At 43.5% G+C, this 20,908-nt stretch carries 14 protein-coding genes; 7 read left to right on the top strand and 7 right to left on the bottom strand.

Annotated features, from left to right (window positions below):
• Positions 1-82: 82 nt before the first annotated feature.
• The gene (locus tag B5X60_RS07415) at positions 83-1,348 is read right to left on the bottom strand and encodes a cysteine desulfurase-like protein (protein WP_079701957.1); all 1,266 of its coding nucleotides are present in this window, start codon (positions 1,346-1,348) and stop codon (positions 83-85) included.
• Positions 1,349-1,394: 46 nt separating this feature from the next.
• Positions 1,395-2,591: an alanine racemase gene (locus tag B5X60_RS07410; RefSeq protein ID WP_079701956.1), complete on the bottom strand. Its 1,197-nt coding sequence runs from the start codon at positions 2,589-2,591 to the stop codon at positions 1,395-1,397.
• Positions 2,592-2,782: 191 nt separating this feature from the next.
• Between B5X60_RS07410 and uxaC the strand changes: the two genes are divergently transcribed.
• The 6 genes from uxaC to B5X60_RS07380 all read left to right on the top strand — a co-directional run bounded on the left by uxaC (position 2,783) and on the right by B5X60_RS07380 (position 10,564).
• Entirely contained in the window at positions 2,783-4,183 is a 1,401-nt protein-coding gene (uxaC, locus tag B5X60_RS07405) for a glucuronate isomerase (protein WP_079701955.1), read from the top strand.
• A 170-nt stretch (positions 4,184-4,353) separates the two neighbouring features.
• On the top strand, positions 4,354-5,376 hold the full coding sequence (locus B5X60_RS07400) for a putative metal-binding motif-containing protein (protein ID WP_079701954.1): 1,023 nt from the start codon (positions 4,354-4,356) through the stop codon (positions 5,374-5,376).
• Positions 5,377-5,514: 138 nt separating this feature from the next.
• Complete coding sequence (locus tag B5X60_RS07395; RefSeq protein ID WP_079701953.1) at positions 5,515-5,964, top strand: (2Fe-2S)-binding protein; 450 nt, start codon at positions 5,515-5,517, stop codon at positions 5,962-5,964.
• Between the two features lie 25 nt (positions 5,965-5,989).
• Entirely contained in the window at positions 5,990-8,086 is a 2,097-nt protein-coding gene (locus B5X60_RS07390; protein ID WP_139377392.1) for a xanthine dehydrogenase family protein molybdopterin-binding subunit, read from the top strand.
• Between the two features lie 489 nt (positions 8,087-8,575).
• Complete coding sequence (locus B5X60_RS07385) at positions 8,576-9,697, top strand: lactonase family protein (protein ID WP_079701951.1); 1,122 nt, start codon at positions 8,576-8,578, stop codon at positions 9,695-9,697.
• Between the two features lie 102 nt (positions 9,698-9,799).
• On the top strand, positions 9,800-10,564 hold the full coding sequence (locus B5X60_RS07380) for a DUF72 domain-containing protein (RefSeq protein ID WP_079701950.1): 765 nt from the start codon (positions 9,800-9,802) through the stop codon (positions 10,562-10,564).
• 12 nt (positions 10,565-10,576) lie between these two features.
• Here the strand turns inward: B5X60_RS07380 and B5X60_RS07375 are convergent, their stop codons facing one another.
• From B5X60_RS07375 to B5X60_RS07365, 3 genes are all read right to left on the bottom strand, one after another.
• Positions 10,577-11,377, bottom strand: coding sequence for a mechanosensitive ion channel family protein (locus tag B5X60_RS07375; RefSeq protein ID WP_079701949.1), 801 nt, complete (start codon positions 11,375-11,377; stop codon positions 10,577-10,579).
• Between the two features lie 67 nt (positions 11,378-11,444).
• Positions 11,445-13,040 carry an ATP-dependent DNA ligase gene (locus B5X60_RS07370; RefSeq protein ID WP_079701948.1) on the bottom strand — a complete coding sequence of 532 codons (1,596 nt, stop codon included), beginning with the start codon at positions 13,038-13,040 and terminating at the stop codon, positions 11,445-11,447.
• Positions 13,037-14,062 (bottom strand): ligase-associated DNA damage response exonuclease, encoded by a 1,026-nt coding sequence (locus tag B5X60_RS07365; RefSeq protein WP_079702347.1) that lies wholly within the window; start codon positions 14,060-14,062, stop codon positions 13,037-13,039. Before B5X60_RS07365 ends, B5X60_RS07370 begins: the two co-directional genes overlap by 4 nt.
• Positions 14,063-14,173: 111 nt before the next feature.
• Here B5X60_RS07365 and lepB point away from each other — a divergent pair, with 111 nt between their 5' ends.
• The gene (gene lepB, locus B5X60_RS07360) at positions 14,174-15,283 is read left to right on the top strand and encodes a signal peptidase I (protein ID WP_079701947.1); all 1,110 of its coding nucleotides are present in this window, start codon (positions 14,174-14,176) and stop codon (positions 15,281-15,283) included.
• Positions 15,284-15,303: 20 nt separating this feature from the next.
• Here lepB and B5X60_RS18565 read toward each other — a convergent pair whose 3' ends face one another.
• Together B5X60_RS18565 and B5X60_RS07350 are read right to left on the bottom strand one after the other, a co-directional pair.
• Positions 15,304-19,395 carry a PKD domain-containing protein gene (locus B5X60_RS18565; protein ID WP_139377391.1) on the bottom strand — a complete coding sequence of 1,364 codons (4,092 nt, stop codon included), beginning with the start codon at positions 19,393-19,395 and terminating at the stop codon, positions 15,304-15,306.
• 233 nt (positions 19,396-19,628) lie between these two features.
• The gene (locus tag B5X60_RS07350; protein ID WP_079701945.1) at positions 19,629-20,888 is read right to left on the bottom strand and encodes a prephenate dehydrogenase; all 1,260 of its coding nucleotides are present in this window, start codon (positions 20,886-20,888) and stop codon (positions 19,629-19,631) included.
• Positions 20,889-20,908: the final 20 nt, after the last annotated feature.

The raw sequence follows: 20,908 nt of genomic DNA, 5'->3' as shown, positions 1-20,908 counted from the left end.
TAAACAATTCTCATACCAGTTCCTCCCAATGAGCATAAAATTCTGTATTGTTGAAAAATATCTGGAAGTCAAAAGCAATGGATTAGGAACCAGCGATCACTTTAACAACTGATAATGTCCGATCAATTTCGTCCTTTGTGTTGTATGGAGCGAGCCCGATCCGTACCAATCCTCCACTTTCGCTTAAGCCAAGCGCCCGCATAAGGCCAACAGCATAGAAGCCGCCCGCCCACACGAAAATTCCTTTTTCAGCCAGGCTTTTTGCAACGTCTAAAGGGTGCAAATCCTCGAGCCTGAAGGATATAGTAGAAGTGCACAAATGTCCCTTCGGAGGCGAAAAAAGTCCTAATCCCTTAATTTTTTTAAGCTCATCTTTGAAATATTCGGCAAGAGGGATTTCGTATGCCTCCAGCGCTCTCATCCCGCTGATAATATTATTTCTTCTTTGACTCGCAACCGAATCCGGAGTAAGAATATGTTCAGGATGCTTCCTTCCAATATCCGCTATGAATTCAATTGCTTCGGCCGCCCCGGCAATTGCTTCATGGTTTAGCGTGCCGGTTTCAAACTTGTCAGGTGCATAGTTCTTTTGTGCGCTTACTTTTAGAGTTTTGAGCACGTTCATCCGTTCGCTCTTACTATATAAAACTCCAATATGCGGACCGAAAAATTTATAAGCCGAACAGAATACAAAGTCGGCGTCGAGTTCTTTAACGTCTAACACACCATGTAACGCAAAGTGCACAGCGTCAACCACAGTAATGGCTTTTACAGTTTTTGCAAGATCAATGATTGTTTTTGCATCACTGATTGTCCCAACTGCATTAGACCCATAGTTAAAGGCAACAACTTTTGTTTTTTGAGTAAGCTTGCGTTTATAGTCTTCGAGGTCAATGGTTAGTGTTTCAGTGTTTACCCTAACACTTTGAACAATCACACCCCTTTCGGCAAGTATTTCCCATGGACTTCTATTAGCATCGTGATCAATATCCGTAATAATTATCTCGTCACCTGCCTTGAGGTCCCTTGCTATTGCCTGCGATAATTTAAAATTGAGTGTAGTAGAATTTTCTCCAAAAGATATCTCCTCCGGAGAACAATTGAAAAAATCAGCAAAAGATTTTCTTGTTTCTAAAATCATGCTGTCGGTTTCAACAGTAGTAGCGAAAACACCACCACTGTTAGCGTTGTGGTTTATCATATAGTCCACCATTTTGTCGATCACCCGTTGCGGAGTTTGGGTGCCGCCCGGGCTGTCTAGATAAATTGCCTGGTTTCCGTTGATATTTCTTTTCAGCGATGGAAATTGAGATCTTATACCTTCGATATCAAAACTATTTTTGATCATTTTATTTGAGTGTAATTCGTGTGGTGAAACTGAGCAATCCTAAAATCTAGGAATTCCAGTTCTTGTTATTAAAAGCATCTAGGGTATAATCAGAAATTCGGCTGTTAACCACTCCGAGTGCCCCGAGTATATCATAGCATCCGCTGATATCTGCAAGGAATTTTATATCAACATTTGGTCCTATTACTTCAGCGTAATGATATTTATCCAGAATCTCTTCCGGTACATCAGTTACATCAACTGTAGTTGCACCGGAGGAAATCTTGCCGATGACAGGGATTTTGTAACCGGCAATAAACATGTATACACCTTTTGGATTACTGTCAATCTCACTTAGGAGCCGGAGATAGCCATGCTTGTATCCGATATGAACCAAGGCAAGGCGGATATCCCTTTTCGTTTTATACGCCCCGCCGTATCCTATCGTTTCTCCCTGTTTTACCGTTTTAATCTGGGATATTTTCGCATAGACCTCCATGGTGTGCCGCGCGTCAGGCGAAATTGGACTGTTGGCGTTCGGGGCACCGCCAACAAGGCCTATACCCGGACGAATCATGTCAAAGTTGAAAATTTTGTTGTCCAGCAGGATTACGCTGTCTGTACAGGCAAACGAAACAGGCCTGAAAGGAAGTTTTGAGCGATAATCGTTAAGTACGTCAAGTTGTTTATAACAGTTCGACGGGTCTGATCCTTTGATGTCAAAGAAGTGGCTGATGTAAAATTCGATTTCGAGATGTGAGGTCAGGATTTCAAAGTTTTCACTTAATTCCAGAACTTCATCATCCAGAAAGCCAAGTCGATTCATGTGGGTGTCGAGATGAATAATTGCGGAACCTTTCCCATGATTTTTGCAGTAGGAATTCCATCGCTTTAGCTGCTCCAATGAATTCAGGCACGGAACAATGTCAAATCTTTTAAAATAGGCTTCTTCGTTATGGAGAAGTCCGCCCAGTGCATATATATGTATATTATCATAGGGGAGCAATCCTCTCAATTCGATTCCTTCACCGAGCTCCTCAATAAAAAAATATCGCGCACCTGCATTATAAAGTGCCGGCGCTACATCCTTAATCTGTAACCCGTAAACATCACCTTTTAAAACCGCTGCGCAAATCGTACCTGTCGCATCGGCTTTAGCTTTAAATAAATTATAATTATGTACTACAGCATCTATATCCCGTATTCGGACGATAGCTTTACTGCCAAATGCCTCGTCAGGAATATGCCTGAAATTTTGTGTCATGTTTACTTAACTGAAAACCGGCTCAAGATAGGAAATTTTGAACGGATGTTGATTTCGATGCTGTTTTTGCGGTAATGAAAAACTATCTTGTAACCCTAATGAAGGCTATGTTCAATAATTGTAAGTACTGCATTCCGGAGTTTTGCATCGTAATTAAAATACCTTAGATTTTCTCAAAATATTTCTCAACTATGAAACCATTTTTAGACGAAGACTTTCTTCTGCAAACCAATACGGCAAAAAAACTTTACCATGATTTCGCGGCTAAGATGCCCATCATCGATTACCATAATCATCTGCCACCGGAACAGATTTCATCCGATAAGATGTTCGATAATATTACCCAGGTATGGCTTTCGGGAGATCATTATAAATGGCGAGCAATGCGTGCTAATGGTGTAAATGAAAGGTTCTGTACTGGTGACGCTTCCGATCGTGAGAAGTTCGATCAGTGGGCGGCGACAGTTCCTTATACGCTAAGGAACCCTTTGTATCACTGGACGCATCTGGAGTTAAAAAGATATTTTGGTATTAAGGAAATCCTCTCTCCGGAAACATCTGCACGGATTTGGGATGAATGTAATGAGAAGTTGAAGTCGCCCGAATTTTCAGTTCGAGGCATGCTAACTATGATGAACGTTAAAGTGGTCTGTACAACAGATGATCCACTTGATAAGCTGGACCACCATCAGAAAATTTCAGCTGACGGCTTTAGTATAAAGGTTCTTCCTGCATTCCGTCCGGATAAAGCAATGAATGCTGATGACTTGCAGGGGTTAAATAATTATATAGATAAACTGCAAGAAATTGAAAATGTCAGTATTGCCGACGTTTCAAAGTACTTAGAGGCGCTAAAAAATCGTCATAACTATTTTGCTGCTAATGGCTGTACCATTTCAGATCACGGTATGGACAGGATTTATGCCGATGATTGGACTGAAGAAGAAGTTGATGTTATATTCAAGAAGATTCGTTCATCGCAACCAATCTCAGTGGCAGAAAGTTCTAAGTTTAAATCAGCAATGCTTGAACACTTTGCATTGTGGGATCATGAAAAAGGTTGGGTGCAGCAATATCATCTTGGTGCACTAAGGAACAATAATTCGAGGAAATTTAAAGAGCTTGGACCGGATACAGGATGGGATTCCATTGGTGAGTTTACTCAAGCTCAAACCTTATCTAAATTTCTGAGTAAACTTGATAATAATGATCAGTTAACCCGCACGATTCTATATAATCTCAATCCTTCTCACAACGAAGTTTTTGCGGCGATGATAGGAAACTTTAATGATGGCTCTGCAGCCGGAAAAATGCAATTCGGTTCAGGATGGTGGTTCCTGGATCAAAAGGATGGTATGACCAAGCAGCTTAATGCACTCTCCAATTTGGGCTTGCTAAGTAGGTTTGTTGGAATGTTAACTGATTCAAGAAGCTTTATGTCTTTCCCGCGGCACGAATATTTCAGGCGAATAGTATGTAACCTGTTTGGCTCAGAAGTAGAAGCGGGCGAGTTGCCGAATGATGTAGAATGGATTGGAAAAATCGTGCAGGATATATCATTCAATAATGCAAAATCATACTTCAATTTTTAATCGGGGGTTTACCACTAAGTTTGTTTCGGCGGCGTAGTGATTACCATAGCTTAGCAAGATGAAATTGGAATGTCGGCAGGCCATAAGTTGACTGCAGTTTTTGTAAAATTTTCCTTGAGTTTCAATTAGGTTTTATATAACTTGGTGTAAATAAACCTACTAGAAATCCTATGAAAAAGTTTTTTTACGTTTTTGTACTATCGCTATTCACATTTGTCGGCTGTCAGAAGCCGGAGCAAGGGCAATTTTTTGATGGAGATACTGGCAAAATGTTGGGAAAGAGTGACAAGGTCACAATTTGTCACTCGACCGGAAATGGAGCTTTCCAAACTGTCTCAGTTCCTCAATCAGCTTTGAAGGCCCATTTAAATCACGGAGATTATATTTTGGATGCTGACGGGGACGGTTATACAGCAGTCGGAGCCTGTGAAGGCACCAAAAATGATTGCAATGACAACGATGCATCTATTTCTCCAGCAGCATCTGAGGTGTGCGGTGATGGAATTGATAATAACTGCAATGGAATAATTGATGAGGAGTGCGGCCCGGATTTCAGCGTATTTTACATCAGAAATTCAAATTTAACCGCAAATAAAATTTCAGCACCCTGGGATACAGACATAATTCTCAGCGAAAATGCTGCTGGGGACGGTTTCACCTATGGCACACCCCGGGGAGGTCAAAAAGTAGGCTACGGAACGAAATTTTTTGACGGGTACAAAATTAATTCCATAAGCAGTACAAACTGGAATTTAGTCTATGGCAATCCGGGAGTAGGACCCTATTTGAATATTTGGGTGACTGACGGCCTGGGCAATTATGCTGTGATTGCTTCGGAAAACCAATACAAAGGAACTGACTTTGCGACCCGCAGGGAGTGGAAAATCTTTGAATATGGGACTTCCACCAGTAACTTCAACTGGCTGTTTGACGGTGGAACCGGCGGAAGGGATGCCAGCCAATATTTAACACATAATGGAACAAGAGTAACCTTGTCGCAGCTTAGTGACAGAATCATAATAGGAGATCCGGGCTCATATCCTTTGCCAAATGTTGGCACCGGGGCTCCGAGAGGTGGATATGGGTTTAATCTGATTTGGGGTGATACCCAGGCAAATTTCACCCAGAAGAATGGTCAGATAGCAGGTCTGACCGTAAGCAGTGGGGGTGTAACTCACGTAGCGGCCGATTAAGTACATCATTTTTTTCGAAAGGAATATCCCGGCAAGGTCGGGATATGCCTTTTTTTAAGCGGTTCCGTAGTCATTATTTAAAATGTTACTTGGATGAGTTTGCCTTTTGATGTAACTTAAGATGTTTAAGGACATATCATGGTTCTAACAATTAATGGCAAATCCGTAACTGTAAATGCCGGTCCTGATTCAGATCTGCTCACTGTTCTGCGCGAAGAGCTCGATCTTACTGGAACTAAATATGGATGTGGAGAAGCAGCATGCGGTGCATGTATGGTGCTTATCGACGGATCGGCGACACCTTCGTGCGTCACCCGCATTAACTCTCTTGAGGGGAAAAAGATCGAGACTATTGAAGGCCTGGAAAAAAATGATAAGCTTCATAAAGTCCAGGAGGCTTTTCTGAAAACTGATCCTTTTCAATGTTCCTATTGTGCTTCGGGAATGATCATTGCGACAGTATCGCTACTTTCCCGAAACCCTAAACCGACTGATGCTCAAATCGTCGATGTCATGAACCGTAATATCTGTCGTTGCGGTACATATGCAAATATTATAAAGGCCATTAAGCTGGCCGCATCGAGCTAAGGCTATGGAGAAGACCGAGAAACAAATGAGCATTCACAGCGATCCGGGTCAAAATTATCTAAACCGGAGGAAATTTTTCAAGCTTTTGGGAGGCGGCCTCGCGGTGGTATTTGTTTCCAATGATCTATTATCACTTGCCTCAAATCGAACTTTCATCCCAATCCCTGAGAACCAGATTGGTGCATGGGTTCATGTAGGTGAGGATGGAATAATCACCGTGTTCACTGGTAAAACAGAGGTGGGGCAGAACATTCGGACATCGCTTGCGCAGGTTGTTGCTGAGGAACTGCAAGTTTCATTAGATTCCGTCAGATTGGTCATGGCGGATACAGATCTGGTACCGAACGATTTCGGTACCGTAGGCAGTCGGTCAACTCCTCAGATGGGTGCTCAGTTACGCAAAGCCTCTGCAGCAGCCAGGCATGAACTTATCAGGGTGGCAGCAGCTGTATGGAAGACGGATCCTGACACATTAGTTGCCGACGGGGGATTTGTCAGCGATCCAACAAACAAGAATAAGATGTCATATGGGCAATTGTCCGGAGGAAAGCGGCTCCTTGTCCCGATATCCGATGCTACTAAAGTTATACCCATTGCTGAAAGAAAGATAAGCGGAACATCTGTTCCAAAAGTCAATATCAAGTCCTTTCTTACAGGTAAACACAAGTATGTTTCCGATATGAAAGTAACGGGAATGGTTTACGGTAAGATCCTGCGCCCCCCGGCATACAAATCCGAGTTAATTGATGCCGACACCTCGGCTGCAAAGGCAATTCCCGGCGTAATTATCGTGCAGGAAGGCGGCTTTATAGGTGTCACAGCTAATGACCCATGGACAGCGGCAAAGGCTATTAAAGTCATTCACGCAAACTGGAAAACATCCCCGCAGAAGGCGCGTTCAGAACTATTTGAGCACTTAAAAAACACGGGTGATCCGGGAAGGTCATCGGGTATTCAGGGAGATCTTAGTAAGGGACTCAGGGAAGCTGACCATAAACATAAGGCAAGTTACCAGGTTGACTATATCGCGCATGTGCCGCTCGAGCCCCGTGCAGCAATAGCGTTCTGGGAGCAGGGAAAACTAACTGTTTATACCGGCACTCAGCGTCCATTTGGTGTGCGTGATACACTTGCCGGATTGTTCAACATTCCAAAAGAAATGGTCAGGGTCATCGTCCCCGACACCGGATCAGCATATGGAGGTAAACACAGCGGTGAAGCCGCTGAAGAGGCCGCAAAACTATCTAAGGCTGTTGGCAAACCAGTTAAACTTGTTTGGACGCGCGAAGAAGAATTTACCTGGGCCTATTTCAGACCAGCCGGTGTCATAGAAATAAATAGCGGTGTCAGGAAAGATGGTACGATTACCGCATGGGATTTCCATAATTATAATTCCGGCCCCGCCGCTATCGCGACGCCATATACCGTTGCCAATCAGCAAAATCTATTTCACCCAGCCGATACTCCTCTCAAGCAAGGTTCTTATCGGGGCCTTGCATCAACTGCAAATGTATTCGCCCGCGAAAGCCATATGGGAGACCTGGCACGGATGCTGGAGATGGATCAGTTGGATTTCAGGCTTAAAAATCTGAAAGAACCACGGTTCAAAGCTGTGCTGGAAGCCGCCGCAAAAAGCTTTGGCTGGGGGGCACGAAAAAAGTCTCCAGGCAATGGATTTGGAATCGCTACCGGTTTCGACAAAGGCGGATATGTGGCCACCTGTGCAGAGGTATCCATAATTAATAATCGCGTTAAGGTTATTCGAATTACTGAAGCATTTGAGTGTGGGGCAATTGTTAACCCGGCTCATCTTCACAACCAGATTATGGGTTCGATCGTACAGGGCCTTGGCGGTGCTTTGTTCGAAGCAGTGGACTTTGCTGGGGGCAAAATCTTGAACCCTTCCATTTCATCATATCGTGTCCCAAGATTTAGTGATCTCCCGGAAATAGAAATAGTTATGATCGATCGTAAGGATCTTCCATCGGCAGGAGCTGGCGAAGCACCTATTATTGGTGTAGCACCGGCAATACGAAATGCAATTTTAGACGCAACAGGTATCGGATTGACAGCCCTGCCTCTCATCCCCGATGGTAAAGTAGCAGATAATGTGTCGGGATAGCTCCAAATAATTTGCAATCCTGAATTTATTTTTTAACTTTAAGTAAATAATTCCAGCCCTATTTATTGATTAATTTTCTGACTATTCTAAAAGCGTATATGCTTCGGGAAGGGTAGGTAGCTGTTAGGTACTTGCTACGTACCAGTTCCGGGACAGTTCCGGGACAGTTCCGAGACAGCTTCGGGAAATTACCGAAACCATCCCGAATCCTTGGCGGATCTTTCATCTATCGTTTACGAATTTGCCTACAAGAATTTCCGAGCAGCAATTGGACCTAATAGTAAGGAAAGTAAGGAGAGGATTGAAAATCAGGAGGGAGTATTTCGTTAAACGAAAATACTAAGAGCTGAGATTTATAACAATTTTTACTGAAAATTCTCTGCGCAATAGAACTGCAGAAATAACACATTGTAACACTGTAGTTTGAAAAGCCCTATTCTTTTATACTAATCTTTAATTTTTATATCTTGGGATCTTAAAACTAAAAACATGAACCTTAAAAAAATTATAAGCTTTTGTGCCATTCTTGGACTGACAGGGTCTTTGTTTGCTCAAGGCACTAAGTATCATTTGTTGATCGGTACCTACACATCTCCGGAAAAGAGTGAAGGGATTTACGTTTACGAGTTCGACACCAAAGATGCATCCACTACATATAAATCAAAGGTTGTTTTAGGCAGTCCATCATATTTTGCTGTAACAAACGACCGCAAGTTTGTATATACTGTGAGCGAGGACCGCAGCAAGAACATCAATGCCTTATCATTTGATTCAAAGACAGGTGATCTTAAGCTTTTAAATAGCGTTCCTTCCGGCAGCGGGGGTCCGACGTATATCTCAGTTGATGCGAAAGGGAAATATGTGTTTGCCGGTAACTACGGTGGTGGAACATTAACAGCTGTGCCGATCAATGCCGATGGAACATTAGGTTCTGATATACAGGATATCAAGCATGAAGGTAAAAGCATAGCAAAGAATAAACCGTTTGTTCACTCTGCAGTAGTTTCGCCGGACAATAAATATGTGATCACTGCGGATCTGGGAACAGATAAGATGAATGTATATGCTTTCGATGCCAGCAAACGGCCAAATCCACTTACTCCCACTGCTCAGGGTTTTGTCACTCTCGCACCGGGTGCTGGTCCCCGCCACTCTACTTTTCATCCTAACAAGAAATTTTATTATGCTGTAACGGAGCTTGATGGAACTGTGAATGCCTTTACCTACAAAAAAGGAAAGATCAATTTGATTCAAACCATCAAAATGGCTGCGGATAGTTATACTGGCAAACCAGATGGCGCTGATATCCATGTTTCGTCTGATGGCAAATTTTTGTATGCCTCAACGCGTAATGTACTCAATGAAATTGCGATCTATTCTGTGGACCAGAAGACCGGAAAGCTTACTGTAGTTGGCAGACAACCTATAGGAGGCAAGAGTTCAAGGACCTTTGACATTGATCCCTCAGGTAACTGGATGCTTGTTACCAGCCAGGGTACGAATGAAATCATTTTCTTTAAGAGGGATCAGCAAACCGGTTTGCTAACCCCAACAGGCCAGAAAATCCAGCACGACAAGCCTTCACTGGTGAAGTTTGTTAAAATGGACTAAGAAAAGAGGAATAGATTAAATATGAAGAGGGGCTCATTTGGGTCCCTCTTTTTTTATACAGTAATTTCTCAAACCTTAACATGTGGATGATGTTACTCAAACATGAATCTGCCAAAGAATTTCTATTCAGGAACAAGCGGGATGGCATTGCCCGTACCAAATAAGACTTTATACCCTAAAGAATTTCAAAGCGGATCGCGACTCAACTATTATTCTCACCTTTTCAACAGCATTGAAATTAACAGCTCATTCTACAAAATTCCTATGGCCAGAACTGTGGCCAATTGGGCTGCTGAGGTGCCAGATAATTTCCGCTTTACCTACAAATTATGGCGCGATATCACTCATGTGAAGGACTTGCTATTTAAAGATGATGATGTTCATAGGTTTATGCAGGTTATAAATACCGTTGCTGATAAAAAAGGATGTTTGCTTGTTCAGTTTCCTCCTAAACTCGACCTGTCTGCGGAAAAACGGGTCGAGCGCTTATTGGTTAAAATTCGTGAAGCAGATCCTAACTACGAGTGGAAGGTATTTCTGGAGTTTCGTAGAATGGATTGGTATAAAGAAGACGTTCATCAAATGCTGGACAGCTATAAGGCTGCCTTCGTACTGCATGACAAAGCAGGATCCCAATCAGAATTTATCGAACAGGACGGAAATGACGTTTATCTGCGGTTTCATGGCCCTGGTGGAAATTACAGGGGCTCGTATTCAGATGATTTCTTATTCGAGTATTCCCAGTACATAAGATCCTGGTTGACAGACGGGAAATGTGTATACACCTATTTCAACAATACCATGGGTGACGCGGTCAAAAATCTGTCCGTCCTTAATTCCTTTGTGGCGTCAGATGATGCAGTATGATTATGATTTCGATTATTCTTTTGCAGGTTCCATTCCCGGAAGTAATACCCCCGATTTCTTCATGTATGACATGATTTTTTCCTGCAGGGCGAGCCTTGCATCGTGATACCCGTGAGCATGCAGCCACACATTGACCATAACTTTATAGCCATCATCATCAAGTGCTGAGACACCTACTCTTCGCTCAGCTTTGTGGAGAAGATTGACAGAGTCGTCAATGGCATTTTCCAAATTCCGTTTGATCGTTTCATATTCAATACCGTAACTGAATTTTAATTCTAAATCCAGCCGACGGTTACCCTCTCTGCTCAAATTTATTATCACCTCATTCAGCAGCTTACCGTTGGGTACAATTACCGATCTGTTATCAAACGTCGTTACAATCGTGTAAAATATCTCGATCGTGGTGACTGTACCTTCCATGTTTTGAGTGATGATATTATCACCGACAACAAAAGGTTTTAAGAGTAGAATGAGCACACCACTGGCAAAATTTTGTAATGTCCCGGAAAGGGCAAGACCCGCAGCCACACCTACAGCTCCGATTACTGCAGCGAAAATGGTCATTTGGATGCCGACAATCTGCATAACGACCAACACAAGCAGCACGCGAAGGGCAATTCCGACCAGGCTCAGAAAGAACGGTTTCAGTGATGCGTCGACCTCTTTCCTACGCATATGCGCCTTGAACCAGTTCAGCGTTACGCGTATAAGCCAAAAGCCCACAAGGAGTATTATCAATCCGAGCAGTACACGTGGGCCGCTGGAAAGTACCCAATCGTAGGCTTTATCGTAGAATTTTTCGCTTTCCATGACTATCCAACGTGGAGCAGTCTTAATTGTTTAGGAAGAAGGATAGTAAAGGAAATTTTTACATTCACTAATTGAACTGTGATAAGAGGGCTTTGAGATTCTGCAGCGTATCTGCCTCATTAACTGTTTTGTCAGTTCGCCAGCGTAATATCCGGGGAAAGCGAACTGCGATGCCGGATTTATGCCGGGTTGATGCGTTGATACCTTCAAAGCCAATTTCAAACACCAGCTCTGCCTTTACCGTGCGCACAGGACCGAATTTTTCAAGAGTGTTCCTCTTTATAAAATAATCGACTTTTCCAATTTCCTTGTCGGTAAGCCCAGAATATGCTTTCGCAAAGGGTACCAGCTTGTCTTCATCCCACACAGCGAAGGTGTAGTCGGTGTAAAGTTCAGCTCGGCGGCCGCTTCCTTTTTGGGCGTAGACCAGAACGGCATCGATACTCAGGGGATCCGTTTTCCATTTCCACCAGTCGCCTTTTTTTCTTCCGGAAAGATAAGGTGCTTCCTTATGTTTTAGCATAAAGCCTTCAGCAGCAAATTCCCTTGCACGCAAGTGAAGATCTTTCAGCTCCTGCCATTCGCGGAAATCGATAAGGGGTGAAAGTTTGAACACCGCTTGAATGCCTGCATCATTGACTATCGTTTCGAGTACTTTTCGCCGTGCTTTCTGTTCTTCATTGCGGATATCTTTTCCTCCAAATTCCATGAGATCGTAGGCAATGAAAACTGCCGGTGCTTCCTCGAGGATTTTTTTGGTGAGATTTTTCCTGCCAATACGAGTTTGTAACACATTAAATGAAAGGGGCTTTGTTTCACCAAAACAGATGAGTTCGCCGTCGAGAACTGTTCCCTCGGGAAGGTGATCTTTCAGGATGTGGAGTTCTGGAAATTTATCGGTGATAAGTTCTTCACCCCGCGACCAGATGTAAATTTCGCCATCGCGATAGATGATTTGTGATCTGATCCCATCCCACTTCCATTCTGCAAACCAGTCTTCAGGACTGCCAAGATCGTCAACAGTGCCCTGAATTGCATATGAAAGATAAAAAGGATAGGGTTTGGAATACTCATCCCCAGCGTTTTCGGAATGAATCAGTTCCTTATAGGATGTCGAAGCCGGATCCCATGATCCCATCAACCGATGGGAAATAATAGCGGGTGTACTGTCAGTTATCTCTGAGATAGCTCTTGTTACCAGAGTTTGGGACACGCCAATCCTGAAGCTGCCCATAAGCAGTTTATTAAAAACAAAGATCTCGAAAGCCGAGAGTTGTCTCCATGCTTTAAGGATAAAGTCTTTCTTTTCTTCATCGCTGGCAGTTTTCAAGTCAGCAAGACCACTGAACCATTCTGCTAATGTTTTTTCCTCGCTAACTTCCGTGGGCTGTGGCAGGATCAGTGAAACCGTTTCCGCCAGGTCGCCAACACTGCCATAGCTTTCCCTGAATAGCCAATACGGTATACCAGCGAGCTCGAGTGCCCATTCTTGAACCTGCGATGATTTTATTTTTCGTGGTGGTCTTCTTCCGGTAAAAAGTGCGAGTGCCCAAATCTTATCCTCGTCAGGTGCCGAAAGAAAATAGCTTTTAAGCAATTCAACTTTCTCGTTCGTTTTGTTCGTTCGGTCGAGTTGAAGGAATAGTTCGGTAAATCGCTTCATGACTCCGCAATTATTTCTTCTTCAGCTGCCTCTTCTTCCTGCCCGTACATTGTTTTTACCTCAGCGGCTTCAATACCTTTTTCATTTAGCCAACGTGCATACGTGTCTGTATATCCGTGTGTAACGTACACCTTTTGTGCTCCTGTTTCCGCAATAGCCGATTCGAGGTCATTCCAGTCTGCGTGGTCCGACAGCACAAATCCCCGGTCAATCGCTTTCCTGTTTTTGGCACCCCGAACTGCCATCCAGCCTGAGCAATATCCAGTTGAATACGGTTCGAATTTCTTTATCCAGCTGGTATTTAACACCGATCCCGGGGCAAGTATCAGGGCTCCCCGAAACAGCTTCCGGTCTGTGTCTTTAGTTATCAAAGGAATAAATGGCAGGTCATGACCTACAGCTCTCAGCCGCTCATTGAGATTAAAAGTTGCCCCATGTGCAAATACAGCTCCATCAAATGGCTGCAGGTTTTTAATGAGACGCTGCATCTTCCCCAGGGAATAGCCCATTAGTATACTAGCTTTCCCTGTCATGCGGTTCTGACGCCACCATTCACTGATATCATTCATTATGTCAGCCTGAGCCGGCCACTTGTAGATTGGTAAGCCGAAGGTGGATTCTGTAATGAAAGCATTGCATTTGACGGGTTCAAAAGGTGCAGCAAAGCCATCGTCCTGTAGTTTGTAGTCCCCGCTTGCAACCCATACCTCGTCTTTATGCTCCACCCTGATCTGCGCAGATCCTATAATATGTCCTGCGGGATGAAGTGAGAATTTTACACCGTTTATGCTAAATTCCTCTCCATATTCGACCGTTTGAAGTGAAATGTCTTCTCCTAGTCGGAGACGTAAGATGCTCTCCGAATCCTTATGGGCTAGGTAATGCTTGCAGCCGAACTTCGCATGGTCGCTATGGGCGTGGGTGATAATTGCCCGGTCGACTGGTTTCCACGGATCAATATGAATGTCCGCGGCAGGGCAATAAATACTGGATGGTGTAAATTTTAACAGAGGTTTATTCATGTTCAGCACGTTGCTATTAACAACACCGGGAACCGGTATCAGTTTTGAATGCCCGGATTTTGTAACAAACTTTTGCGGTTTTAGTCTGATAAACAACTCAATTTCCTTGTTATGAAACTTTCAAAATTGTTCGCACGCAAGTCCAAATCTGAAGAAACTGAAGTAGCAGAGCGAAAAAGCAAAACCCGGGAATGGTTAGATGCCATGGTATTCGCAGTAATTGCTGCCACGGTGATCCGGGGCCTTTTGTTCTCGGCATACGCCATCCCAACAGGCTCTATGGAAGGAACCCTTTTAACAGGTGATTATCTATTCGTTAGCAAACTTTCTTACGGACCAAGAATGCCAATAACGCCTGTATCGATACCGTTTTTGGAATCCAGGCTAGGTGAATCAAAGATCAAAACTTATTGGGAAGGAATTAAATTACCATACTTCAGGCTTCCCGGATTGGGAGAGGTAAATAGGGGAGATGTGGTCGTGTTTAATTATCCCCCAGATTCAGACAATCCCGTAGATATGCGGGTACATTATATAAAGCGCTGCCTTGGTATTCCCGGCGATGTTGTTTCAATGAGAGATTCGAGAGTTTATATCAATAATCAATTATTCAAAAATGCTCCTGAAGCACAGAGTTCATTCCTGGTCAGCACCGACGGGAATGGAATTAATCCGGAATTACTTAAGGATCTTAACATTGAAATATTCCAGCAAGTCAATACCACAGATTATATTATGATCATCCCTCCGGCAAGTTTTGACGATTTTAAAAGCCGGAATAATATCAAGTCAATCACCGAGGTTATTACACCCCACGGTGTTTATGATGAAAACGTTTTCCCGCAGAGCAAGCTGTTCCGTTGGAATCAGGATAATTTCGGTCCTCTGACCATCCCCGCAAAGGGTTGGACGGTAAGGCTTAACGATACCACGATGGCTTTGTACAGAACTGCTATTGAGGTGTATGAAAATAACAAAGTCGAAAAATCTGCCGGGAAGTTTTTTATAAATGGTAAGACAGCGGAAACCTACACTTTTAAAATGAATTATTACTGGATGATGGGTGATAACCGGCATAATTCTGAAGATTCCCGATACTGGGGATTTGTACCCGAGGATCACATTGTTGGGAAAGCAATGGTTACATGGCTGAGTACGGATAAAGATGCATCTCCATTAGATAAGATCCGCTGGAGCAGGATTCTGCGTGGAATTAATTAAGGCGCAACGGACTTATTTTTCTATCGTATAATTGAAACCGAACCGGATACAACCTTTCGCCCGTTTTTCGGATTAATGATATAGTAATAAGTACCTACCGGTAACTCTGAGCTATTAAAGGTGCCATCCCAGGGTTTCAGATAATTTTCGATCTTAAAAAGCCTGTCACCGTATCGATTGAATATATCGACGGTTGCCCCGGGGTAAAATTCGAGATGTTTTACGTTCCAGGTATCGTTAACACCATCGCCATTAGGTGTGAATGAATTAGGGACCTCAGGCATTTTGAGAACCTTGACGAATACGCTGGCTGTGGCTATGCAGCCTTTATCCGTGGTAACAGTCAGGGTGTATGTTATATCATCAGTAGGTTTAGCTACAGGGACAAGAATATCATCGTTATCCAGATAAAGAGCCGGGCTCCATTTATATGATATGATATTACCAGTGACCACTGCAGGAAGCTTGATGTCTGCTCCATCCAGCACAAACAGCGGCGGACCAAGGCTTGCAGTAGGAATTGGATTAACAGTTATTGTTTGTGTTTTGGAATCAACACAGCCATTGTCTGCAACAAAAGTATAAGTTATGGTGTGTGTCCCTAAGCCTGCTATTGCCTGGCTAAATTGACCAGTTGCGGTTATGCCTTTGCCTGTATAGGTTCCCTTACCACTTAACACACCATGTATTTCTTTAGCCTGAGTGAGAGTAATCGGCTGCGAGTCAGAGCAGATGTCAGGGATTGGGTCAAATTGGACACGCGGTACGGCATGTAATGTCACCGAGACTAATTCTTCATCCACACAGGTTGCTCCAGAAAAAGCCAGCATTCTTACAATGACTGTTTTAGTCGCAGGACTGAAGAACATCGGGTACGAATGGGTATACTGCCGAGGAGAGTCAGTACGTTTTGCCGGGTTATCATCAGTAAATTTCAGGCTGGGATTGTTCCCATAATCATAGTACCATTCTATTTTCGTGACTTCCCCGAAAGCGATTTTTGTATGATCTTCGAAAATTACTGGTGCATCGCTGCACAGCTTATCCGGAGTAAGAACTGTGAATGCGGCATCAGGCACGCTGCCAGCAACTGTAAGGGTTTTGATTATGGTTGTTGAACATCCACTTGAAGAAGTAACCACTAACTTCACGATGTAATCCCCAGCTTTTGAATATTTATGCGCAGGGTCAGTTTCACTTGATATATTTGGATTCTGAGGTGTCGAGAGTGTGTCACCAAAATCCCACGCATAACTTAGCGTCAGACCTGTTCCGGCGATGCTCGACTTATTCTTGAATTCAGCCGTTCCGTTCGTCAAACAAGCCGGGGGCAGGTCAAATTCTGCCAACGGGACTGCCAAGACAGTCACGCTTTTAGTGATGATACTTACACAGGTTCCCCCTGTATACGCAAGTATCCTGACCTGGTAGGTCATTGAAGCAGGCGAGGTGAATGTTGGATATTTATGAGAATAAACACGGGTAGGTGCTGCCCGGATTGCAGGCTCATCATCAATTTCCTTAACCGTTGGATTGTTGGCGAAATCATAAATCCATTCGATCTTTGTGACTTCTTCATCGAGATCGACTACCACTTTGTCTTCGAATTCTACCAGCCCATTGCTGCAGGCGCCTGGATTTTTTATGTTGAAATCGGCTTTTGGAACGCTTCCATTTACAACGAACATTTTGGTGATCGTAACTTCGCAGCCATTAGCCGATTTAACGGTCAACCTGACAGTGTATCGGCCGGCCTTGGTGTAGCGGTGTGAAGCATCTTTAAGTGTGGAAGTATTTGGACGCTGTGCATTTGCCTGTGAATCACCGAAATCCCACAGATAGGTAAGTTGAGAGCCAGTGCCGTCAGCGATTGTCGTTTTGTTGGTGAATTGAGCGGCTCCGTCTGCAAGACAGAAGTCAGGAACTTCGAACGCAACTTCCGGTATTGCATTAACGACAACATTCTGTGTAGACTCGTTACTTAAACAGCCCTTATCGGTCTGCACTATGAGTTTTACAACATATGTTCCTGCTTTAGAGAACGAATGAACTGGATTTTGTTCCGTCGACGTGTTTCCATCCCCAAAATCCCAGTTCCATTTCGTGATCGATCCCTCATTGGCGACGGATTTATCTGTAAATTGAAAGGCCTGTGTTTCACACTTTAGAGCCGGAACGGAAAATAATGCATCCGGAGTTCTATTTATGTGAATTGCCAAGGGCGTTATAGGCGAGGATTGGCAGCCTCCATCGGTTTCGGTTACCAGGGAAACCTTATAATCTCCTGCAGCGGCATAGCTATGCTGCACAGGTTCACCTGTAGTTTTTATCTCTTTTATACCGTCACCAAAATCCCAATACCATTTTACGATTGTGGTTCCGTTTGAGACTGTTCCGTCTGTAAATGTGATGGGTGATGAAATGCAGGACTGTTGTATGTCTGAGGTGAATGAAGACTGGGGGACATTCTGCATGTCCAGATCAAGATTTACTTCATCGGCTGAGCCACATCCATCGGTTGTAGATTTTTCGACGATAAGCTTTATGGAATAACGTCGGGCTGTGGTAAATTTTACATCATTAATAACCTCATAAGTATAGTTTGTTACACCATTTATCACTTCAGTTTTGGTGAGCTTTATAGGCACCTGCACAGCCGGGTCTCCGTTGTCCAGATCAAGAGTGAGTTTAGTGGGTTCATATGGCAGTGTCACGTCGAAATTATATCCTTCATTAATGCAGCCCACTGTTTTTACTTGTTTCGTGGATGCTGATCGAGCCTGTAATCCCGCAGATTCCAGGCTTGCACCTGCGGCGTATCCATAAGACTCCGCTGAACCAAAACCATAAGCTATAGCGTTGAAACCAATATCTGCCTGAAGATTATGGGTTCCCGCATTCATATCAAGTTGAGCATAAGAAAAGCCGGGCGCACTGGCAACTGGTAAAAAGAGTGCTGATTTGGAAACCCCATCGACTTTAAATGATGAAACCCCGCTGGTTGGTATTACCACATTTATATAGTGCCGCAAGATCTGAAACAATGGTGTCGAATACATCGTTATCTTGCTTAAAGTCTGCGAAAGTGGATTCAGGAAAATCATTTCCGGATCACCAACATCCCCTGCAATAGGTGCGCAGTTAATCGATTTCCCCTGAGTAACTGCATATTGTATGACCTGGATAGGCTTATCTGATTCGACATAGTTAACCACCTGCGAAGGGAAGTCGTAATACAGCCCATTTGTGAAATCTGTGGACTGGATGATAGCTCCATTTACTTTCACTACCGCACTTGGGTCGCTTTTAAAAACTCTATAGATATCGTAATTCCGATTCTTTGAGGGTACTGTTACAAATGAATTTCCCCAGGTAGCGGTTGGATATACCTGTTGAAACAGATTGTCAGCAGATCCAGCCTGGCCGTTCGGGGCATTGTTAGCAAGGCAACCAATAGAGATCTTCCCGCTGCCGGAGAAAACGGCTATTTTTTTGCAGATTTCGTTACTTGTGGATATTGATTTGATTACTGATCCTGTCAGGTCTGTTCCGCGAAATGGGTTTGACGATGATGTTTTAGTGCCAAAAACCTGATATACTTCGCCTTTATTGAGTGAAATCGGAGCAGAAGTTACGCCAGCTTGCAATCCTCCTAAGGTGTTGACTGAAGGTTTGATAGTTATTTGGGTGTTATCTTCAATGGCAACGACAAAGAAGAATGAAAACGAATTATCATCGTTTGAAACTTGCTGATAATTAATTGAATAGTATTCCTTCCCAAGGGTATTTGTGGGTAAAACAAGCGTTGCACCTGACACTGATGTGTCATAGATATGTGAGTATACAACCACCGGTTTTAGTGACGTAATATGGATGCCTTTGTTAGTGATCTTTCCTTCCGAATTTCCTAAGTATGCAGCTTGAGGAACATTTACGTTGGTGATTGCATTAGCCGTGACGGTGAAGGGAATGTTCGTCCCCCCGACGCTTAGTATTCCTGAAGTGTTCACATCGGATGTGATGTAGACAATCATTTCCTGCCCAATCACCGGCGTATAGCCTCTTACATGGTTTCCATAAGCCAGCCAGAAGTCTGTACCCTTATTTGACAAGTTTTGGGCATAGCTCAAATTAAAATTAAGCAGCCACAAAAATGTGCTAAGTAAAACAACTTTAATTAGAGAGCGCAATGGTTATAAAGCTAAACGGAGTAAAGATAAAAGTAATAAAACATTTTATCAGCGCACCACTATTTGTAAAAATGATCACTCCCAGCGGCTCTAACTATAGGTTTACGAAAATTAATGTCGGGAATCAGATCAGACCTCTGACTTCAGACCTCAGTCTATTCCATCTGAAGTTTTCTTATTAGTTCTGCGCTCTGTTTTCTACCCTGATCGAGTCTTTCTGAGAAAAAGGATTTAACCTGTTCGAAATGTTGTTTGTAACCTTCCATGTCGCCATAAACAATTATAGACGACCATTCACGAACAGCAGAGTGAAACTCCAGATCATCGCCGCGTATAGTTTTGTCAAAAAGAGCAGCGTTGATAGATTCTTCCAGCAACTCTTCATTTTTGAAAAGATACTCTGCAATTCCAAGCCTCAAGCGAAACGGTGGGGTCTGGCAGATAAGGTTATCGTAAGGATTTACCTTAAGATGATGCCATGCATCAACCATGCTTAAAAGGCTCAAATGTGAATTGGGCTTCCTGCTTTCCGAACCGGCAGATAGTGAAAACTCCTGCATAACTTTTTCATCAAGCATCAGCGGTTTGTGATCTTTGCCGAATATAAAATCCCGCGCCTGATATAGTCGTTTTCTAAATGCTGCTTCTTCCTCCTTTATCATAAGCTTGAACAGCTCAGATTCTGATTCAGCATAACGTTTTATTTGGTGGCGTGCATAAGGATTCAGTATTGCCAGTCCGCCATAAATGTGGGCTTTGTAACTAAAGATGCGGAGAGTGATCAGGATCTTCACATTATCTATACCGCCGAGGTAAGAAGCATTTTCCCATGGAAAAAATCCCGCTTCCTTCCAGGCTGTCCCCATGCTTTCAAAACCCATATGGGTAACAGCCTGGGTATCGGCCACGATTTTATCGTGTTCATGATAATCGGGGATTTCGTTTATTACGGAACCCAGTCCGGATAGCAGATCTGTCATTCGCTGGTATGCTTCTTTACTTGTCCGGTGAGGAATGACAATCATTTTTTGCCCTTTAGGATCAAAACCGGGCCCATGCAGAGAGTGGCAGGTAATGATGTGAACGTCTTTGGGCAGGAATTTTTCAAATGCCTCAATTTCAGGGTGTTTAACGGACGTTTGTCCGGCGACAATGGCTCCGTGTTTCGTATAAGAACCATATAACTGCACTACCTCTGCAATTCGTTCTGCTTCCACCGAGTAAAAAATTACATCGGAAATTCTCGAAACTTCCTTTCCGTCAGCAAGTACTTCTATCCCCGCAGGTTCAAGTTCAGCCTTGAGCAGCTCAGTGCGATGAGGAAGATCACATCCGTACACGCGATGGCCGGCTGTAGCAAATGATTTTGCGTAAATGCAGCCCATATCACCAAGGCCGATAATTCCAATATTCATCTTATTTGCAGCAGTATTGG

This window comes from Daejeonella lutea (genome assembly GCF_900168015.1).
Classification (GTDB): Bacteria; Bacteroidota; Bacteroidia; order Sphingobacteriales; family Sphingobacteriaceae; genus Daejeonella; species Daejeonella lutea.
Note: the sequence above shows the minus strand (reverse complement) of the source record. Positions and strands in the feature narration are given on the sequence as shown.